At 47.9% G+C, this 18,131-nt stretch carries 16 protein-coding genes; 7 read left to right on the plus strand and 9 right to left on the minus strand.

Going from position 1 to position 18,131, the window contains the following annotated elements; genetic code table 11:
• Positions 1-30: 30 nt before the first annotated feature.
• From VSR74_RS13220 to VSR74_RS13230, 3 genes are read left to right on the plus strand one after another with little or no spacing between them, the layout of a single operon-like run.
• Positions 31-696 (plus strand): fimbrial biogenesis chaperone, encoded by a 666-nt coding sequence (locus tag VSR74_RS13220; protein WP_347795158.1) that lies wholly within the window; start codon positions 31-33, stop codon positions 694-696.
• Entirely contained in the window at positions 696-3,215 is a 2,520-nt protein-coding gene (locus VSR74_RS13225; protein ID WP_411914257.1) for a fimbria/pilus outer membrane usher protein, read from the plus strand. The genes VSR74_RS13220 and VSR74_RS13225 overlap by 1 nt, the downstream gene beginning before the upstream one ends.
• Before the next feature lie 11 nt (positions 3,216-3,226).
• Positions 3,227-4,327, plus strand: a complete 1,101-nt coding sequence (locus VSR74_RS13230; protein ID WP_347795159.1) for a fimbrial protein — start codon at positions 3,227-3,229, stop codon at positions 4,325-4,327.
• A 52-nt stretch (positions 4,328-4,379) separates the two neighbouring features.
• Here the strand turns inward: VSR74_RS13230 and VSR74_RS13235 are convergent, their stop codons facing one another.
• Positions 4,380-4,769 (minus strand): hypothetical protein, encoded by a 390-nt coding sequence (locus VSR74_RS13235; RefSeq protein WP_347795160.1) that lies wholly within the window; start codon positions 4,767-4,769, stop codon positions 4,380-4,382.
• 227 nt (positions 4,770-4,996) lie between these two features.
• Here VSR74_RS13235 and VSR74_RS13240 point away from each other — a divergent pair, with 227 nt between their 5' ends.
• From VSR74_RS13240 to VSR74_RS13250, 3 genes are all read left to right on the plus strand, one after another.
• Entirely contained in the window at positions 4,997-5,974 is a 978-nt protein-coding gene (locus VSR74_RS13240; RefSeq protein ID WP_347795161.1) for an MBL fold metallo-hydrolase, read from the plus strand.
• 308 nt (positions 5,975-6,282) lie between these two features.
• Positions 6,283-6,627 (plus strand): DUF1294 domain-containing protein, encoded by a 345-nt coding sequence (locus tag VSR74_RS13245; protein WP_347795162.1) that lies wholly within the window; start codon positions 6,283-6,285, stop codon positions 6,625-6,627.
• 549 nt (positions 6,628-7,176) lie between these two features.
• A complete protein-coding gene (locus VSR74_RS13250; RefSeq protein WP_347795163.1) occupies positions 7,177-10,182 on the plus strand; it encodes an autotransporter outer membrane beta-barrel domain-containing protein in 3,006 nt (1,001 codons plus the stop codon).
• A gap of 148 nt (positions 10,183-10,330) precedes the next feature.
• Here VSR74_RS13250 and VSR74_RS13255 read toward each other — a convergent pair whose 3' ends face one another.
• Together VSR74_RS13255 and VSR74_RS13260 are read right to left on the minus strand one after the other, a co-directional pair.
• Complete coding sequence (locus VSR74_RS13255; protein ID WP_347795164.1) at positions 10,331-11,029, minus strand: 4'-phosphopantetheinyl transferase family protein; 699 nt, start codon at positions 11,027-11,029, stop codon at positions 10,331-10,333.
• Positions 11,030-11,051: 22 nt separating this feature from the next.
• Entirely contained in the window at positions 11,052-11,648 is a 597-nt protein-coding gene (locus tag VSR74_RS13260; protein WP_347795165.1) for a LysE family translocator, read from the minus strand.
• A 138-nt stretch (positions 11,649-11,786) separates the two neighbouring features.
• Here VSR74_RS13260 and VSR74_RS13265 point away from each other — a divergent pair, with 138 nt between their 5' ends.
• Positions 11,787-12,359 carry a helix-turn-helix domain-containing protein gene (locus VSR74_RS13265; RefSeq protein WP_347795166.1) on the plus strand — a complete coding sequence of 191 codons (573 nt, stop codon included), beginning with the start codon at positions 11,787-11,789 and terminating at the stop codon, positions 12,357-12,359.
• A 50-nt stretch (positions 12,360-12,409) separates the two neighbouring features.
• Here the strand turns inward: VSR74_RS13265 and VSR74_RS13270 are convergent, their stop codons facing one another.
• Genes VSR74_RS13270 through VSR74_RS13295 form a run of 6 tightly spaced genes read right to left on the minus strand, consistent with a single transcriptional unit; the run spans position 12,410 to position 17,480 of the window.
• Positions 12,410-13,126, minus strand: coding sequence for a thioesterase II family protein (locus VSR74_RS13270; RefSeq protein ID WP_347795167.1), 717 nt, complete (start codon positions 13,124-13,126; stop codon positions 12,410-12,412).
• The gene (locus VSR74_RS13275) at positions 13,119-14,036 is read right to left on the minus strand and encodes a DMT family transporter (protein WP_347795168.1); all 918 of its coding nucleotides are present in this window, start codon (positions 14,034-14,036) and stop codon (positions 13,119-13,121) included. The genes VSR74_RS13270 and VSR74_RS13275 overlap by 8 nt, the downstream gene beginning before the upstream one ends.
• Entirely contained in the window at positions 14,029-14,709 is a 681-nt protein-coding gene (locus VSR74_RS13280; RefSeq protein ID WP_347795169.1) for a hypothetical protein, read from the minus strand. Before VSR74_RS13280 ends, VSR74_RS13275 begins: the two co-directional genes overlap by 8 nt.
• A gap of 16 nt (positions 14,710-14,725) precedes the next feature.
• Positions 14,726-15,667 (minus strand): chlorinating enzyme, encoded by a 942-nt coding sequence (locus tag VSR74_RS13285; RefSeq protein ID WP_347795170.1) that lies wholly within the window; start codon positions 15,665-15,667, stop codon positions 14,726-14,728.
• A gap of 25 nt (positions 15,668-15,692) precedes the next feature.
• Positions 15,693-15,944 (minus strand): acyl carrier protein, encoded by a 252-nt coding sequence (locus tag VSR74_RS13290; protein WP_347795171.1) that lies wholly within the window; start codon positions 15,942-15,944, stop codon positions 15,693-15,695.
• A 3-nt stretch (positions 15,945-15,947) separates the two neighbouring features.
• Entirely contained in the window at positions 15,948-17,480 is a 1,533-nt protein-coding gene (locus VSR74_RS13295) for an amino acid adenylation domain-containing protein (protein WP_347795172.1), read from the minus strand.
• Positions 17,481-18,131 lie beyond the last annotated feature (651 nt).

Here is an 18,131-nt window from a genome sequence, read left to right on the forward strand (position 1 = left end):
TTCGTTTCTTTTAACTAATGATTGCTATTTATGACACGTTTAACCACGAGTGTTGCTATTTATTTTTTACTGGTTTCGACCATTGCACAGGCTGGCGTCGTCGCGGGTGGAACTCGCGTGGTATATCAGGAAGGGAAACGTGAAGCTTCTATTTCGGTAACTAATGCCGACACCCATACGCCTTATCTGGTGCAATCCTGGGTGGAAAATTTTGCTGATAATGATAAACGGCCAGTTCCCTTTATTGTCACGCCGCCACTATTCCGTCTTGATCCTGAAAAGAGAAATATGCTCCGCATTAGCTTTACCGGGATGGAATTACCGCACGATCGTGAATCGGTATATTGGCTGAATATTAAGAGTATTTTACCATCGCAAAAAGGCGATGTGAACAAGTTACAAGTTAATATTAAGTCTAAGTTTAAGATTTTTTATCGTCCGAATAACCTGAGCGTTGACCCTTCTGACGCATGGCAGAAGTTACAGTTTCATGCCGAAGGTAATCGCCTGACGGCGAAAAACCCTACCCCCTACTTTATCTCGCTGTTTTCTCTGACCGTGGGTGGCAAAGAGGTGAAAGAGCCTGGGATGGTTGCGCCGTTTTCATCACACTCCTGGCCTGTTAGTGGCGCAGGTACGGTGAAGTGGCGTGCAATCAACGATTTCGGCGGCATCACTGACGCCACCCAGCAGTAATGTGCCAGACTCCGCCTGCGCATCAGCACACGCCAGTCGCTAAAGCTCTGCTGTTGGCGACGATGCCGACCGTACTGTTTCTGCTTTGCCATCATCGACTGGCACTGGCTGATGACTATTTTGATCCGGCGGCGCTGGAAGTAACCGATCCGCAGCAGAAGACGGCTGACCTGCACTATTTTGAGAAGAATGGCGGCCAGCAACCGGGTACTTATCCGGTGACTATCTGGCTTAATAGCCAGCAGGTCGGGCAGGGCAATGTCACTTTTGTCGATGACAACGGCACGTTGCAGCCGCTGTTAACGGCTGCGCAACTGGCGGAGTACGGCGTCAATGTCAGCGCCTTTTCCGCGTTCAATACCCTTCATGAGGGCGAGGCGTTTTCTCAGGTGGCGCGCTTTATTCCTGATGCCAGCAGTAAGTTTGACTTCAGCGAACAGCGCCTTGATATCAGTATTCCACAGGCCGCGATGAATCTTCAGAGTCGGGGGTATGTGGATCCGGCTCGCTGGGATGATGGTGTACCTGCTGCGTTTGTGAACTACAACCTGAGTGGGTCGCAAACGCAGTATGATGACAGCGAGCATAATTCTAACTATTTAAACTTACGCAGCGGCATCAATGTTGGTGCATGGCGTCTGCGTAACGTCTCATCCATGCAGTACGATAAAACCAGTCACTGGCGCTCGCAGAGCACTTATTTGCAGCGGGATGTAAAGTCGCTGAAAAGTCTGCTGCGCATAGGCGATACTTACACCTCCGGTGATGTTTTTGACAGTGTGCAGTTTCGCGGCGTGCAGCTTTTTTCTGACGATGAAATGCTGCCGGACAGCATGCGTGGTTTTGCGCCTATTATTCGCGGCATGGCCCATAGTAACGCCAAAGTCACCGTCACCCAGCATGGCTACGTGATTTACGAAACCTATGTCGCGCCGGGGGCGTTTGCTCTGAAAGATCTCTATCCCACGGCGCAAAGCGGCGATCTTGAAGTCACTATCAAAGAGAGTGATGGCTCCGAACGTAAATTCACGCAGCCTTACTCCGCCATTCCTTTCATGCTGCGCGAAGGGCGAGCGAAGTACAGCATCAGCGCCGGGCATTACCATTCCGGCGTCGAGGGCACGCGTTCGCCGCAGTTTATTCAGTCGACGCTTTTTTATGGATTACCCGCGAACTTCACCCTCTACGGCGGCAGTCAGTTGGCGCAGGATTATCAATCCTGGGCCGCCGGTGTGGGGCACGGCTTTGGCGATTTAGGCTCGGTCGGGGCTGATGTGACCTGGGCGAATACCCGCACGCCATCGGGCAAGCATTACGCTGGTCACTCGATTCGCGTGCAGTACCAGAAAGATGTGGATCTGACGGGAACCACCTTTAACCTCGCCAGCTATCGTTACTCCTCCAGCGGGTTCTACGACTTCAGTGAAGCGAATGAACTGGAGGGTGAAAATGGTCTGGTGGATAACAAACGTAGCCGTGAAGAAATTTCGGTGTCGCAGCCTTTCGGAAGCAGCAGTAGCCTGACGGCATCCGCATACTCACAGAGATACTGGCGCACGGAGCGTCATGATGAGACGGTACATTTCGGGTTTTATAACACCTGGAAGGGGGTCTCGTGGGGCGTGGGCTATTACTACACCAAATCCTCCAGCCATAACAAATCTGACCGTTCCCTGTCGTTTAATCTCAATGTGCCGCTCGGCCAGTGGTTGCCCGGCAGTTCTGTTAGCTATAACACGACGTCGGATAATAGCGGCTATACCTCACAGCAGGTCTCTTTGTACGGCTCTGTGCCGGAGAATCCGAATCTCTACTACACCCTTCAGCAAGGTTATGGCAACAACGGCCAGGGCGCGAACAGCAGCGTTGCTCTGGATTATCACGGCGGATATGGCAGCACGCAGTTGGGCTACCGTCACGATAAACAGAGTAATCAGCTTACCTGGGGCGCTTCAGGGTCGATTGTCGCGCATCCACACGGGATCACGCTCGGTCAGACGACAGGCGACAGTTTTGCCGTTGTTCGGGCGCCGGGCGCGTCGGATGTCGCGATTCAGAACGGGACTAACGTACATACGGACTGGCGGGGCTATGCGGTGGTTCCCACGCTGACTGCGTATCGCAAAAACTACATTACCCTCGATACGGAGTCGATGAAGGATGATACCGATGTCGATATCCAGGGGCAGACGGTTATCCCTGGCGGCGGCTCTGTTGTGATGGCCAGCTACCAGACCCACATTGGCAACCGCGTTCTGTTTACCCTGAAAGATAACCATGGGCCACTGCCTTTTGGCGCGAGCGCGCAGCTACGCAAGGAGAGCGCAGATGATGCCACGCCGGCAAGCGGTATCGTCGCAGACCTGGGGCAGGTCTATCTGAGCGGAGTGCCCGAAGAGGGGATGCTGGATGTTCGCTGGGATGCGGATAACGTCACGCATAAATGCACCCTGCATTTTCATATTTCCGATAACCAACAGCAGAACCCGGTGAAAACAGTCACCGGCCTTTGCCTGTAAAAGAGGGCGATATGCGCCATTGTGACCGTGCGATATTTTTTTTCATCCTGCTGATCGCGGGTTTTTACAGCCATGCTTCTCGGGCGGAATCCTGTATGGCGACCGTCGGGCAGATGACCCTGAATACGGGGAACCTGAGCTATCTCCCAACTTTGCCTGTTAATACCCAAATGACCAGCCAGATAATGGCCAATGGCGATGGTGTGCATTTCACCTGCGACTTACAGGCACCAAAGGCAAGCTGGAAACGGATAGTGTTTCAGCAAATAAATACCGATGGAGCGGGAACGATCATCAATGGGCATCACGTATTTGCCTCTAAGCTTGCAGGCGTAGGTTACTCGGCGGGCTTTCAGTGTAACGGCGGCCCGGTTCGCTATATTGGCGACAGTACCGCGCCAGCGGGGGGCGAGTCGGTCACTGTGTGTGACAGCGATGAACTGCCTGATATGCTCAGCGAACGTGAACTCATCGTTAAGATGTATATCACGTTCTATAAAACGGGCGAGGTCAATTTGGTCGGGGGGAATCATACCAATGTTGAAGCGCAGTCGCATTTTGGTGAGCTTTATATCGAATCGCGAAGCGATACAACGGCCAGCGTGAAGAGCAACCCGGTATCGATCGACCTGGCGGCGCTGAATGTCGATATTGGTGCCGTCGGCAGTTGTCAGGTCAGCACTTCCAGCATTCAGGTGAATATGGGGTCAGTGAATCGGGCAGAATTTAAAGGCAAAGGGCTAACGGCGGGGGCGGCGCATTCGTTTAATATTCCGGTTTATTGCACGGCACCGAGCGATGTCAAAGTGGGGTTCTTTGGCGTAGTGACCGGCGACTCAACGGACACGCTGGCGCTGACGAAGAGCGGCAATGGGGCAACGGGGGTCGGCGTTAAACTGAGCTATGGCAACAACGATGCGTCGGCTCCATCAGCCGGAACATCTGTAAAAATCAATGAAGCCACTAACCTGCCGGTGTTGAAACATGTCACAGCATCCAGCGCGGGGAGCGCGGAGAATGTGAACTTTTCGGCGCAATACGTGCAAACGGAAGGCAGCGTCACGGCAGGCGAGGCAAACAGTATTGTCACTTTTGCGCTGGTGTATAACTAACTGCCCCGGCAACAAAAAAGGCCGCATAGCGGCCTTTTTCCCGGACGAGTAATTACTCAGTCACTTTCTTTTTCAACGACTCTGCGCCTTCTTTGGTCTTATCCCAACCTTTTTCAGCGCCTTCTTTGGTTGCGTTCCAGCCTTTTTCGGTGCCTTCTTTAGTGGCATTCCAGCCTTTCTCAGTGCCCTCTTTGGTCTTATTCCAGGCTTTCTGCGAACCTTCGCTGACTTTGCTGCTCACACTATCGGTCTTGCCTTCAGCGGCATGCTGGGACTTCAGCTTCAGCTCTTCGCCTTGATGCTGCGTTTCATGCAGCTTTTCTTTAGCGGTATTGGCGTTCTCGTGCGCTGCGGCAACGGTATCGTCAGTTGCGTGAGTCGTGGCGGCAAAAACAGGAGAAGCCAGAAGCAGTGCAGATAAAGCGATCATTGTTTTTTTCATAATATCCTCATTTATCGTTATGGCTGTATGAGCTGTATTCAGCATGGCAGAGCGAAACGGCAGATGCATTAGGAATAAACTGTATTTGGATCAACATGTTCTGATAAGCGTCATTTTTACAGTTAAAAATAACCTATTCACGACGCGGATAGATGATATCCAACTGTTGATGATCCTGCCTCTCCGGTAGACGAACTACACTCAGATTTTCTGAGAGGAGAATTATCATGTTAACTGCTAAAAATGTCGTTCAATCCCTTCTGATCCTCACGACTCTTCAGGCCGCGCCTGCCGTTCTGGCGCAAACGCCCGTGCCGCAGCATGTCCTGGCTCAGCAGGCAGGGGGATACCATATTCAGGTGGGAAGTGTACGCGTCACGTCGTTTACGGATGGCAGCGTCGCGCAGGATTTGCACAAGCTTTTGCGGCGTACCACGGTGGCTAAAACCGACGCATTGCTGGATGACAATTTCCAGGCGAATCCGGTTGAGGCGTCTATTAATGCTTTTCTGATTGAGTTGCCGGGGCATCGGGTGCTGGTGGATACCGGCGCGGGGGAACTCTTCGGGCCGGGAAAAGGCGGGCGGCTGATTGAAAGCCTGGCGACGGAAGGTATCCATCCGCAGGATATCACCGATATTTTGCTGACTCACGCCCACTCTGACCATGCAGGCGGTATGGTGAAAGAGGGGAAGCGCGTATTTACTAACGCTACGGTTTACGTGGGCAAACCGGATGTCGATTTCTTCTTTAATAACGACAATCAGCGCAAAACGGGTTACGGGGCTAACTACTTCGAAGTGGCGCAAAAAACGCTGAAGCCCTATCTCGATGCCGGGAAAGTAAAACCTTTCTCCGGCACGACGGAAGTGCTGCCGGGGATCAGCGCTACGGTGCATCCTGGTCACACGCCGGGGTCTGCGTTTTACACGCTTACCAGCGGCGGTGAGAAGATTGTTTTTGTCGGTGATATTATCCATGTGGCCGCCGTGCAGTTCCCGCAGCCAAATATCACGATTGAATATGATGTGAATCAGGATCTTGCCGCGAAGGTCAGACGTGATGCTTTTGCCACTTTTGTTAAAGAGCGCGATCTCATCGCAGCACCGCATTTGCCTTTCCCGGGCTTCGGCCATGTGGCGGCGCAGGGTCAGGACAGCTACCGCTGGGTGCCAGTGACGTACACGAATCGCGCCGGAAATTAGCGCTACCCACCAACGGAACATCACTCATGCGGCGAGCCGTCCAGGGATCGGCCAGCCTGTGATGTCGGCTCGTCTGGTGAGGCTCTTTGGCGAAGCGCTGCCACGTTTTGCCATCTCTTTACACCGCGGCTACCGATGCCGCTTATGACGATTGGCCTGTTCTGGCACCCGCGCCAGCAGAGCGCCCCGGCGACTGTATGGTTACGGGAGCAGATTAAGCAGGTGAGGGGGGGATAAAAAGGATAAACTCCACCCGGAGTTCGCCCTGCGGGGGTGATGAAAAACGTTATGGTCAGAGTGAATAATAAGTGATGTTAAATAAGGTTTGTTACGGTTTGCTGGCACTCTCATTGTGTGCCAGCTTTGGTTTTTTGCACCCTTTTTTAGGATGGTTTTTACTGGTTAATATTGTCACTTTTCTGATCTACGGCGCGGATAAGCTTGCCGCCCGGAGAAGCTGGCAGCGCGTACCGGAAAGAACGTTGCTGGTATTTGGTCTGGTGGGGGGATGGCCTGGCGGCTTAGTGGCTCAACACTTGTTCAGGCATAAGACGCAGAAGCAGCCGTTCAGAAAATGGTTTTTGGCGAGTGTTGTTGTGAATGTGATGGTGCTGGTGGGGGGAGGATATTGGATAGGGTATTTGAATGTCTGAGGCGAGAGATTTGGCTGCCCTCCATCGTATGATTTTAGCTCCGATGAGTTAACTCCGGCGTATTCTGCTTAGCCTGCCAGGGATATTTACTATCCCTGGCACACCTCATATTTATCTGTAAGACATTACCTATGCAATATTTTATAGCACCCATGAAGATGCTAATATAAACGTCTTAGTTCTCATCATACGGAGCTCCTGTTAATAAACTGGTACAAATGAATATGTAACTCGTCGTTTGTTTAGTTAACTTTTGCGCCTGGTTCTGTATCTTTATGATAATTAAAGAAAATTTACGATAACGAAACTTGCGTACAATGTCTTAAACGCTATGCTTGTTAATCACTGCTTTAAATTATATATGGACTGTTTATTACGGTTTTATTTATAGCCAAGGCAGTGAGCAATCGGGTGAGTTTAATAAAGCTCTAACGAAAGTATTAGCCTCAATGTGATTACATTTGTGTGTTTTCTAAACGCAGGAATGGTATTGCATGTCATATGGATAAAAATATGCACTACGTTAGATTTCGAAAAAAACCTCTTGCAATGATGGTATCTTGTTCTTTATTACCTTTCTCAGTATTTTCAGCCGATATTGAAATTGCAGATAAAGAAAACGTCTCGGCTATATGGTCATTTAACCAGTCGGTTATTGCTCCGGCGTCAACAATTAAAACCGCAAATGGTAACATCACTGTTAATGGAAGTGTCACGGTTGACAGCAGTAAGATCTCCTCAGCCCTGGCAAAATATATCATCTATACTCAAGGATCTACTATCAATCTTGGGCAGGATTCCACGATTAATTCGGCAAATAGCGCAAACATCATTACTGTCGAAGGCGGTGGTAGGGTCATTGCCAGCGATATTGATATTATTGGTACTGAAGGCAATTACGCCGGTGCAATGGGAAAAATGTATGGCATTAATACCATCGCCCCAAATGATAACGCCAGTGGTACTTTTCTTGATTTCTCCGGGCTCACTCGCCTGACACTGAATAATTTTACCGGTGATGTCGTAGGGATAATGGCTGAATGTGCCGCGGGTATAGCCTGTAATACCAGTCAGGATATTAATTTACAGTTGGAAAATATCGGGCTTAATGTTGCCGCCAGTGAGAACGCGACCGGCATTGAGGCTAGCGGGCAGAATATCGCCTTCAATGAATCTTCCATCGTTATCGACAGCGAAGGTATTAATTCGGTAATTAACGGGCTGGTGGCAGATAATGGCGTTATACAGGCGAGCGGCTATACCGATCTCACGGTATCGGGGAATGGCATATTAACTGCGGTTTCTGCCAGCGGCGAGCAGGCTAATATCGATTTACAGGGGGGAACCGCTATAACGTTATATCGCTATCAGGATGGCGAACAGGGCGCGACAGGGATCGTTGCGAATGACGGTGCTGCTGTGCATCTGAGCGATAGCTGGATAACGCTGTATAGCAATGCCGCCGTTACCGACACAGACCGTTTTCTTGTGGCACAGAATAGCCTCGGCGATACCGCTTCACATATCCAGGTCGACGGCGCTTTTACAGCCGCTATCGACAGCGCATCCGTAAAACCTGCTTCCGCTATTTATATTGGCGCGGAAGGCAACAGCACCATCAATCTGAATGGCGACGTGACCTTAGGCGATCTGCGTAATGCTGATATCGCGACCGCATTTCTGGCGCAAGAGAACGGCCAGATTACCATGAAAGATCAGAAGTTAACTGCCTGGGGAAATATCATCGCCGATGATGGCGCGATTGAATTAGTTACTGCGGATAATTCATATCTTTACAGCACGCTCTCAACGCTGAATGGCGGTACCGTTAATCTCTCGTTGAATGGGTCAAACAGTGTCTGGGATATGACCGGTAATTCAACGCTCTCCAGTCTGGCGCTGAGCGGTGGACAAATTAACTTTTTGAACGAATCTTCATCGGAGTTTAAAACCCTGACGGTAGACGGCGATTACAACGGCGACGGAGGCACATTGCTGATGAACGTCACGCTAAACGGTGATAGCGATTCGCCGGGGGACAAGATGATCGTTACCGGGGATAGCAGTGGTGCAACCAACGTAAAGTTCAATAATATCTACGGCCATGGCGAGCATACTGATAGGGGGATCGAATTGATCACCATCGCAGGTGCTTCAGATGGACAGTTTGCTCTGGATCGCCGGGTTGGTATCGGACTGTATGACTATGCCCTGGTGCAAAAAGGACAAAACTGGTATCTGAGCAACAGCGTGGACGATATCACAACTGGAGAAACTGAGGCGCCCGCCTCTGAGACGGAAACGGACGAAAACGAGTCCGCTACCGGCGATACTCCGGCCAATCCGTCGCCGCCGGAAGACGCAGGCGATACGCCGACTGCTCCGGAAACGGCGGAAGAAGCAGGCGATACCCCGGTTGCTCCGGAAACGGCAGAGGAAGCAGGCGATACCCCGGCTGTTCCGGCGACACCGGAAGATGCTGGTGCAGGCGATGAGACTAACAATGTCGTCAACGATGACACGCCCGCTCAACCTGCCGAAGAGGGAACGGGAAACAGCAATACAAGCGACAGCCGCTATGATTACGCAAAGGTCTACCGTCCTGAGAGTGGCAGCTATATCGCCAACATTGCTGCCGCCAACACGCTTTTTATGACGCGTCTGCACGATCGTCAGGGTGAGCACACATGGGCAGATCCCGTCACTGGTGAGCGCCACAGCACGACAATGTGGATGCGCAACAGCGCTTCACACAATCGTTTCGAGGAGGCTGGCGGCCAGCTTATTAGTCGTAGCAATAATTACACGCTGCTGATAGGGGGAGATGTCGGACGCTGGAGCACAACCGGGCAGGACAGCCTGCGTTTTGGCCTGATGACAGGCTACAGCAGAAGTAATAGCCATTCCCGCTCTCAAATCACCGGATATACCTCCCGTGGGAAGGTTAATGGTTATAGCGCGGGGCTCTACGCGACCTGGTTTGCCAACGAAGAGACGCGGGAGGGGGCGTGGGTCGACAGTTGGATGCTCTATAACTGGTTTGACAATGAAGTTTCCGGCCATCAGATGCGCACTGAAAAATACCGTTCGCGCGGCATTACGGCCTCGCTGGAGGCAGGTTATGCCCTGCCAGTCGGCAGTTCGGAAAACTTCAGCTATTGGCTGGAACCACGGGGGCAGGCTGTGTTGATGAACGTCAAAGCCGACGATTTGACTGAAGAGCAGGGAACCCGAGTCAGCAGTACAGGCGACGGAAATGTGATGACCCAACTGGGCGTTCGCGCCCTGATGAAGGGAAAACCAGAAAAAGGGATATCCGACAAGGTTAAGTTTTACGTTGAATCCAACTGGATACATAACACACGAGCGTTTGGCGTAAGGATGAATGGCGAAAAGAACACCATACAGGGCAGTCAAAATCAGCTTGAAGCGCGTGTAGGGGTTGAAGGGCAAATGAGCGATCGGCTGGCGCTGTGGATCGATGCCGGGCATCAGATCGGGCAAAACAAGTACAGTGAAAGCCGGGGAACATTGGGGATTAAATATCAGTTTTAACCTCTGCAGGTAATGTGTTTTACGGCGTCATGGGACTCATGATGCCGTATTTATTGTTTTCATTATCGTCAGATTTTGCGAGACAAATTGAAGGCAGCTTGAATTTATTAAGCGGGGGATAACTTCCACCTGGAATCAGCGATATCAGTCAATGCAAATGAACCAGGGTCAGAACCCGGTTTCCCAGAAACGCATACCAGCCCTTAAAGCGAAACCCCGCCTCATATTCATGATTAAGTGTGTGCGTCAGGCTGAAAGTAAACTGCTGCAAGTGGGGATCAATCTCGTGCAGTTCAACACTGTGAAAATCCAGGTGCGGTTGAAACTCGGGCGGGAAAGCCTTATAGGCACTTTCTTTAGCCGAAAAAAGCAGCGGCAGAATGTGGTCAGAAGATAAATCACGGGAGTTGGCCAATGTATCAATTTCTCTGGCAGAGGCAATACGCTGGCTTATTGTATCAAGAGCTATTTTCGGTGATAGTGATTCAATATCTATTCCGACCTGGCCATGGTGCATTTTGATAACGGCGGCTGAAGCAAAATTGCGATCGTGAGAAATTGCCCCACGATAGGAAGAAGGCCAGGAGGGGGCTCGATTATCCGCCATCAGCGGCGCCCGTAGCGAGATATCGAAATTCTGCAGTAATTTTTGAGCGCCAATCCGCCCAGCAAGATATTCAGCCCGACGCTGTTCTGACGCGTTCACCAACCTGCGCGGAAGCGGTACATCATAAATTCGAAACTCATCGTCCAGCGCGCCGTCCCAGGCGAAACGCAATACGGTGAAATGGATGTAATCGGGTAAGCCTTTCATTATCTGTTGTGTTTGATACCAGCAAATTTTCATGGTTACTCCGCGGATTTACACATCAGATAGCGATGGAATGGTAAACCATTGAAGCAGCGAAGCTCGCCATCGCCAGCGACAATCCGCGATAAAAAAACATCGGCCATAATCGTGATTGCTGCAGGCCTTGCCTGGCAATCCCCTTCCCACAGGCAACCCATATAAAAGAGAGAGGCAATAGCGCGACAAAAACACTCAGCATGGCGGCAGTGAAAGCCTGAAGCTCTCTGAAAGCAATTGAAGGAATGATATATGTCGCAAAGACGAATGATTTAGGGTTAAACAACGTGGTAATAAATATGGTTTTCATTTCAATGTTCGCTGGTTGAGTTTGTAATGAAAAGCCCCAGACTTTAACGGCCAGCCAGGCGACATAGAATGCTGATAATAATTTAATAATACCGAGTAAAAACGTGCCATGTTGAGCTAAAACACTTACAATAACGCCCCAAAAGGTGATTGCACAAAAGTATCCTCCCCATTCGGCAATGATCATTTTTATACTTGGCCTGATACCGCAGGTGTATCCTGAGAAAAGGAGGAGAGTATTGGTTGGGCCGGGCATTACAAGCAACAACATGCCAGAAACCATAATTTTAATGCAGTCATTCAGTAACATTTCAACCTCTGATACATTAACAAATGAGAAAAATCAGACTGATAACCCGCGTTTAAATTCATGTGTCACTTTTAAAGCTATTTTCTTCCTTAAATGTTAATATGCTACTAATTTTATCCCGACAGTGAAGATTAAAAGATGAGTAATGCACAACAGAGCGATCGCTTAAAAAAAACGTACACCAACATTGGTAATAACGTAAAACAGCTACGAATAGCTCGAAATCTTTCACTTAATGAGCTAGCCAAACTTTCCGGCGTCTCCAAAGCTACGCTGTCCACGCTGGAATCGGGCGGCTCTAATCCTCGTGTAGATACACTGGATTCTATCGCCAGCGCGCTAAGGCTTACATTAGGCGATCTGCTCGGTAATAATAACGAGCGCTATCCCTATATTGAAAAAAATGCTGACTACAAAGGTGATTATTCCCAGGTAATGAAGTTTCGCATAGGCCAGGGAAACATCACTGAAATATGGCATTTACAAATGAAACCGGGTGTGGTAATCAGCAGCCCGGCTCATGTATCCGGAACGCATGAACATATCATTGTCCACCTTGGCACATTACTTCTGAAAATATCTGACAATGAAAGTATTATTCTTCAACCTGGAGATTTTTATGCCTTCTCAGGTGATGTTAAACATGCTTATATTTGTGCAGATGATGCGGTAAGTGCGACGGTTATCATGTCTTACAGTACCCAGGGTTAATTCTGCAGGTTAGCGGTATTATTGTGTTATCTCTTTCCTGCCCATGCTATTTAGATATTAAAGAGCTTGTTCTCCTGTATAAAATACATTGTTAGCTCGCTAATCTCATGAGCCTGTGTTTCGGAAATAAAATGTCCCCCAGAGATCCCTTCCAGCCTGAATGGCTGGAGGGTACATTCTTTCCATCGTTCCGGTGGGGAATGAAATAATGGGTCTTCTTTTCCGTAAACGGCTAATACTGGAATATCATCAAGTGCAGCGCTGTCTTCTTTGCTGATAGAATTAGCAATCTGCAAATCAGCAGATAGCACCTGCAAAAACTGCTCCAGCAAAACCGGTTCTTGCTGCAGCCAGTCAGGTAATTGCCCGAGATGATTAGCAAAATTAAGTAATGAATCTTTTGATATTTCACTGGATTCAGTAAAATCGTAATATTTACGACAATGGATTGGCTCGTTCCCAATCACCACAAGCATACTTTTCTGTCTGGCATCATAGAAACGGTATTTTTTGGCCATCACATATGCGATATAGGCGCCGAGACTATGGCCCATAAAAATTATCGGACAATGGCGTGGCAATTGTGGGCAAAAGTCCTTCATCACCTGATTGATATCCGTTAGTAACGCCTCCTGACGACGGCGTCCACGGCCAGGCATTTCAAACTTACTCACATGAAAATTTGAAAAACGCTTTTCCAGCACATTAAGAGCGGCGGCGTTACCACCGGCATGATGAAACATAGCGATATGTGGCTGTTCATTCATAGCGTTTTCCTTCAGCAATACGCCCCAACAGAGCCGCACATATAATGATCCCGCCTCCTGTTGCCTGCAGCAAGCCAAGGGTTTCCCCCATAATGGTGATAGCAAACATCGCGGCAAAGGCTGGTTCGAGAGACAAGATTAACCCGACGCGCGTTGGACTGGTTATTTTAGCGGCATATAATTGCATCAGGAATGCAAATGCCGTTGCCAACAGACTCAGAAAGAGAATCAAACCCCATGTCGAAAGCGATATTTCTGGAATATATTGCAGCGCTGTAGGTTCGGTCAACATAATAGTAACCAGGCCGAGGGCTGCGACAACCAGTAATTCAATCAATGTGATATTGATTAGCGAGTAATCTTTACCCGCGGTCTGCCGACCGAACATAAATATCTGAAAACCGCGAATCAATGCCGCCGACAAGATAAGTATATCGCCTTGATTGAACTCAATATTACCATTGGCCGTAAGGCTCAACATGCCGCCACCGGCAAGAGACATAAAACAGGTAAAATAGATGAATTTACTTTGTTTTCTCTTGCCGATAAAACGTTCAAAAAAGGGAACTAATACCACTGATAATGCAATCAAGAAACCTGCATTCGCAGCAGAGGTGTGTTTAACGCCAAACGTTTCAAATGTCAGGATAGCATAAAGAAGCACACCAAATACGATCCCATTAATCACTTCACCACGAGTGAAGCTGTTTAATCTGACACGCGTGCCAACAAACATGAAGGGAACAGCCAGAGCGAACCTCAGCATTAAAAACAAGGGGACAGTTACCCCTGCATGGATAATAAGCTGCATCAAGGAATAACTTGCCCCCCATGAGAGGGCAACGGTTAATAATCCCAGATCAATTATCCAGAGTCGGCTGCGTGGCGCCAGAATGGAATAATTAGACATGACATTCCTCTAGCGGGACATGCCCGGCATCATAGCTGATACGTAGCGTACCCTTTTTAAACTTTATCGCCTTAATGCTAAATGAGCTAATTTTTGCCAAATCATCTGTGTGCGTCCCGGCACAAGGCATCGCCTCTGATTGGTTAATCTGGCATAGCCGGGTGGAACCCTCGAACCAACTACGGATTTCCGCACCCTTTTGCAGACGCTGGCAAATAATGCGCTCAATTTCAGCCGCATCCAGCCGATCGGCTGGAATAGCTGAAGCATCAATGGCGCTAAATTCCACCCGCGACTCACCGGGGAAATGATGCCCGCGGACAGCCATCCACCCGAACTGACGCATTTCCCAGTTCAGTAAATGCCCGGCAGTATGCAGTGCTGCATGGTAAGCGCGAGCATCTGCGGATACAACTGATGAAACTTTTGTTTCTACCGGCGGCGAAAAAGGAGCCTGCGGATAAAGAACCACTAAACCTGATTCCTGTTTTTTTACCACCACCGGGATGTCATTAACCCACCCAAGATCGGCAGGCTGCCCGCCTCCCTGCGGATGAAAAATATTATCCTGCAGGGCAATCCATTGCCCTCCTTCATCTGCGCCGGTAGCAATGACATCGCTTAATATATCAAAGCGATAAGTGTCCTCCAGATAACACTGGTTTTGTTGCATAGCGATAATCCTTAGTTTATACAGAAAGAGGAGTAAATGGATTTCCGAGCAAATTATGGGTTGCTATACGGTTATTAGCATTACGACTTTGGCCAGCAACGATCACGCAGCCAAATTTATCCAATGGGATATTACCGCCGTACTCATGCACATGATCGGTATTGGGATAAATATCAACAAAACTGGGTGCGTAGCGGGTAGCGAAGCCCATCCGATACATCTTATCAGAGATATTAGGATAGGAAGCATGCATCAACGTTGACCAAAAGATGACGCATTGGCCGGCTTTCATCTCCAACGGGACGGCCTGTTTTTCATCAGGATGCCAGTCCGGATCTATTTGCAGGTCACGATAATCATAACCAAAGAATCCACGGCTCTTACCTTCCTTTTCAACATTATTAATAATATCGCTTTGATATTGCATTGATTTATTTTCATCATAATTCATTTTATGATGGGTGCCAGGCATAATTTCCAGACAACCATTCTCAATGGTTGAATCGGTAAAGGCAGTCCAGACCGTTAAGGTTCCTTTGCCAAACTGATCTTCAGTTTCTCCTGGCCAAAGAATTTGCGGTTTTCCACTGGCGTTAGCAAATGTATCGGCCTGATGCCAATCAGTACCTTCATCACCAGGGTATTTAGGGAAGAACTCTGTACGCCAGCATAGAACGTCATCGCCAAGAATATCTGATACCGGTGCCACAATTTTGGGATTAGTGACATGCTGGCTAAGTTTATTGATGTCAAGATGACGATCGTAATTGGATATATTTGTCGCCGCACCGTAAGAGTCTGATGGGTAAGCAGCATTAGAACGATCTGGTAATTGCCGACGAACCGCACTCCAAATTTCCGCCATTTCTTCTGGAGAATAAACAGTAATTGGGCCGATGTAACCATTTTTATGGAAGCTGGCAATTTGCTCTTCAGACAAATGAATTTTGTTTGACATGGTAATCTCCAGTGAGTAATTGGTTTTATTTAATGCTGTAAAATGTTTCGCTAAGCGTGCTGTTATATAGACGCTCCATGGACAACGTTAAATTAAATTCATTTCGCACACGTTCATTAAGTGCAATGGCAATCATGGAATGCCCGCCAATATCAAGGAAATTATCTTCAGCGCTTACTGGTTTTTCTAAAATACCTTGCAGCCATGCAATATACTGTTGTAATGCTAGTACTTTTACCTGTTCTTTATTGACATCATCTAAATCAACTGCGTTCATAATTTACTCCACAGAAAGTTTCAGGTGTTGTTTGTCGATTTTTCCATTAATGGTTTTCGGTATAGCATCAAAACCGCGATAGCGAATAGGTCGCATATAAATTGGTAATAACTCCTTCGCCAATTTATGTAGCTGTTCAATAACATCTGCTTTATTGTCAGTTGATGCAAAACAACAAACCAGATGATGGCCAAGTGTTTCTGAATGAGACGTTATGACGGAAATGTCGATAATCGATTCAAGCTTTGCCAGCACAGATTCGATCTCACCAATTTCGATACGATAACCATTTATTTTTACCTGTTGATCGCAACGCCCCATATAAACTAATTTACCTGTGAGATCATATTGAACAAGATCCCCAGTACAATAATAACGTTCGGTAATGTTATTTTTTTTAGCCAAAATAAATTTACCATTGGTATCATTATTCTGGTTCAGGTAACCCGGAGTGACTTGCGGGCCACAGAGAAGTAATTCTCCATAACCTGATTGCTGATTACTCTCATCAAGAGGCCGAATGATGTAATCGAATCCAGGTAATAATTCACCAATGATCGACTCTGTACGTTCCAGATCATCATCACTGATAATATGCCAACTTGAATGAACAGTCGTTTCGGTAATGCCGTACATATTGACCAGTAAAGGAGACATCAGCCCAAAATGCTGCTGCCATTGTTTGAGCATCTGAAAATTAAGTCTTTCGCCACCAAAAACAACAAATCGTAAAGCCAATGACCCCTTAGGGAATTGACAGAGCCGAGGGGCATTAATGGAAAAAGCACCAGGCGTCTGATTAAGTAAAGTAATTTTTTGATCGTGAACGAGCTGTGCCAGTTTATCTGGGGTCAAACGTGTTTCATTATCTGGAATGACAAGCTTTCCACCATAAGCTAAAACTGACCACATTTCCCATACTGAAAAATCAAATGCATAGGAATGAAAAAGCACAGTGGTATCATCTTCGTTGAACTTAAACACAGGTTCCGTTGCACGAAAGAGAGCACGCAAATTATTATGGGTGATCGGGACACCTTTCGGGTTACCTGTCGTGCCCGAAGTATAGATAATATATGCTGTTCCTTCCGGAACGGCCTCATTCAGTAATGAATCGGCAATAACAGATACCGATAACATCTGGTATATGCTTTTTGCCTGAAAGTTACCAAAGTTTGAATGACCGCTCTCATTGATAATCATGCGAGGCTGAGAATCATTCAGTATCAGACTATTGCGCGCGAGTGGCGCATTCCGGTCTAGCGGTACATAAGCTGCACCCATGAACTGAATCGCCAAAATAGAGGCGATTAACTCGGCGCCTGGTGGCAGCTCTATTGCAACCCGGTCACCTGCGTGAACACCTTCGTCCTTCAGGGCCTGTACAATCCTGAGCATCCAGTTTCTAAGCTCGTCATAGCTGATCTCATGGTTGGGATCTTTAACCGCAACCCTCTGTGGACATTTCCAGGATACTGCCCAAAAAAGCGCAATCTGAGTTAGTGCATCGTGTGCCCGTGAATCAATGATTCTCATACAATACCCTCCTGTTCGGAATAAAAGTACAATAAGGCAAGAAAACGAACAAATGTTTTTTTATTGTTAATTGTGTTTTTCTTGTAACATCTTATAAAATAAAAACAAATAAATTTTATCCCTGTAATGACATCGTGATGATGTGAACAGGTTGTTCGTTTTAACTTGTGTTCTAAGGCGATTGAATCAGTGTTCGCTTGCTCACAGCTATCTGCATGTGAATCATGGATATATAAATGCCAAGGCGATGTGAATGCGGGAGGAAGTACTTAGTTTGAGTGGAAAAGAGCTGATACTAAAGATAGCCCAGGCTTGATCCTGGTGGTTGGAGGTTCATGGTGACAGGCGAATGTAGCGAAACGGCCAGATTTTACTCCCGCTGAAGGTGAGGGGCCGGCAGTCGAACAGGTTAATGGCCGGATGTTGCCGTCTCAGATAAACCCTTTATGTTTTCCACTTTTTGTTGTGTGGCAATAATACGTATTCATCAGCATGATAAATAACAAAAAATAACCACGTCATAAAATGATTCACTTTGAAATATAAAAAAACAATATCTACATTTGTTGACAAAATGTTACACGGGAGGCAATGTCCACTTTGATTGAGTGGTTTTATAAAAAATAACATTGATGATTAGGATAATGGTGG

Origin of the sequence: Pseudocitrobacter cyperus (assembly GCF_039889165.1) — a bacterium.
GTDB classification, from domain to species: Bacteria; Pseudomonadota; Gammaproteobacteria; order Enterobacterales; family Enterobacteriaceae; genus Pseudocitrobacter; species Pseudocitrobacter cyperus.

Bases quoted from the DNA above. Each gene is read 5' to 3' on its own strand.
- VSR74_RS13255 (WP_347795164.1), bottom strand. From the start codon at position 11,029: ATGAAAATTTGCTGGTATCAAACACAACAGATAATGAAAGGCTTACCC.
- VSR74_RS13225 (WP_411914257.1), top strand. From the start codon at position 696: ATGTGCCAGACTCCGCCTGCGCATCAGCACACGCCAGTCGCTAAAGCT.
- VSR74_RS13230 (WP_347795159.1), top strand. From the start codon at position 3,227: ATGCGCCATTGTGACCGTGCGATATTTTTTTTCATCCTGCTGATCGCG.
- VSR74_RS13250 (WP_347795163.1), top strand. From the start codon at position 7,177: ATGATGGTATCTTGTTCTTTATTACCTTTCTCAGTATTTTCAGCCGAT.
- VSR74_RS13240 (WP_347795161.1), top strand. From the start codon at position 4,997: ATGTTAACTGCTAAAAATGTCGTTCAATCCCTTCTGATCCTCACGACT.
- VSR74_RS13280 (WP_347795169.1), bottom strand. From the start codon at position 14,709: ATGCAACAAAACCAGTGTTATCTGGAGGACACTTATCGCTTTGATATA.
- VSR74_RS13235 (WP_347795160.1), bottom strand. From the start codon at position 4,769: ATGAAAAAAACAATGATCGCTTTATCTGCACTGCTTCTGGCTTCTCCT.
- VSR74_RS13265 (WP_347795166.1), top strand. From the start codon at position 11,787: ATGAGTAATGCACAACAGAGCGATCGCTTAAAAAAAACGTACACCAAC.
- VSR74_RS13295 (WP_347795172.1), bottom strand. From the start codon at position 17,480: ATGAGAATCATTGATTCACGGGCACACGATGCACTAACTCAGATTGCG.
- VSR74_RS13270 (WP_347795167.1), bottom strand. From the start codon at position 13,126: ATGAATGAACAGCCACATATCGCTATGTTTCATCATGCCGGTGGTAAC.
- VSR74_RS13275 (WP_347795168.1), bottom strand. From the start codon at position 14,036: ATGTCTAATTATTCCATTCTGGCGCCACGCAGCCGACTCTGGATAATT.
- VSR74_RS13220 (WP_347795158.1), top strand. From the start codon at position 31: ATGACACGTTTAACCACGAGTGTTGCTATTTATTTTTTACTGGTTTCG.
- VSR74_RS13290 (WP_347795171.1), bottom strand. From the start codon at position 15,944: ATGAACGCAGTTGATTTAGATGATGTCAATAAAGAACAGGTAAAAGTA.
- VSR74_RS13285 (WP_347795170.1), bottom strand. From the start codon at position 15,667: ATGTCAAACAAAATTCATTTGTCTGAAGAGCAAATTGCCAGCTTCCAT.
- VSR74_RS13260 (WP_347795165.1), bottom strand. From the start codon at position 11,648: ATGTTACTGAATGACTGCATTAAAATTATGGTTTCTGGCATGTTGTTG.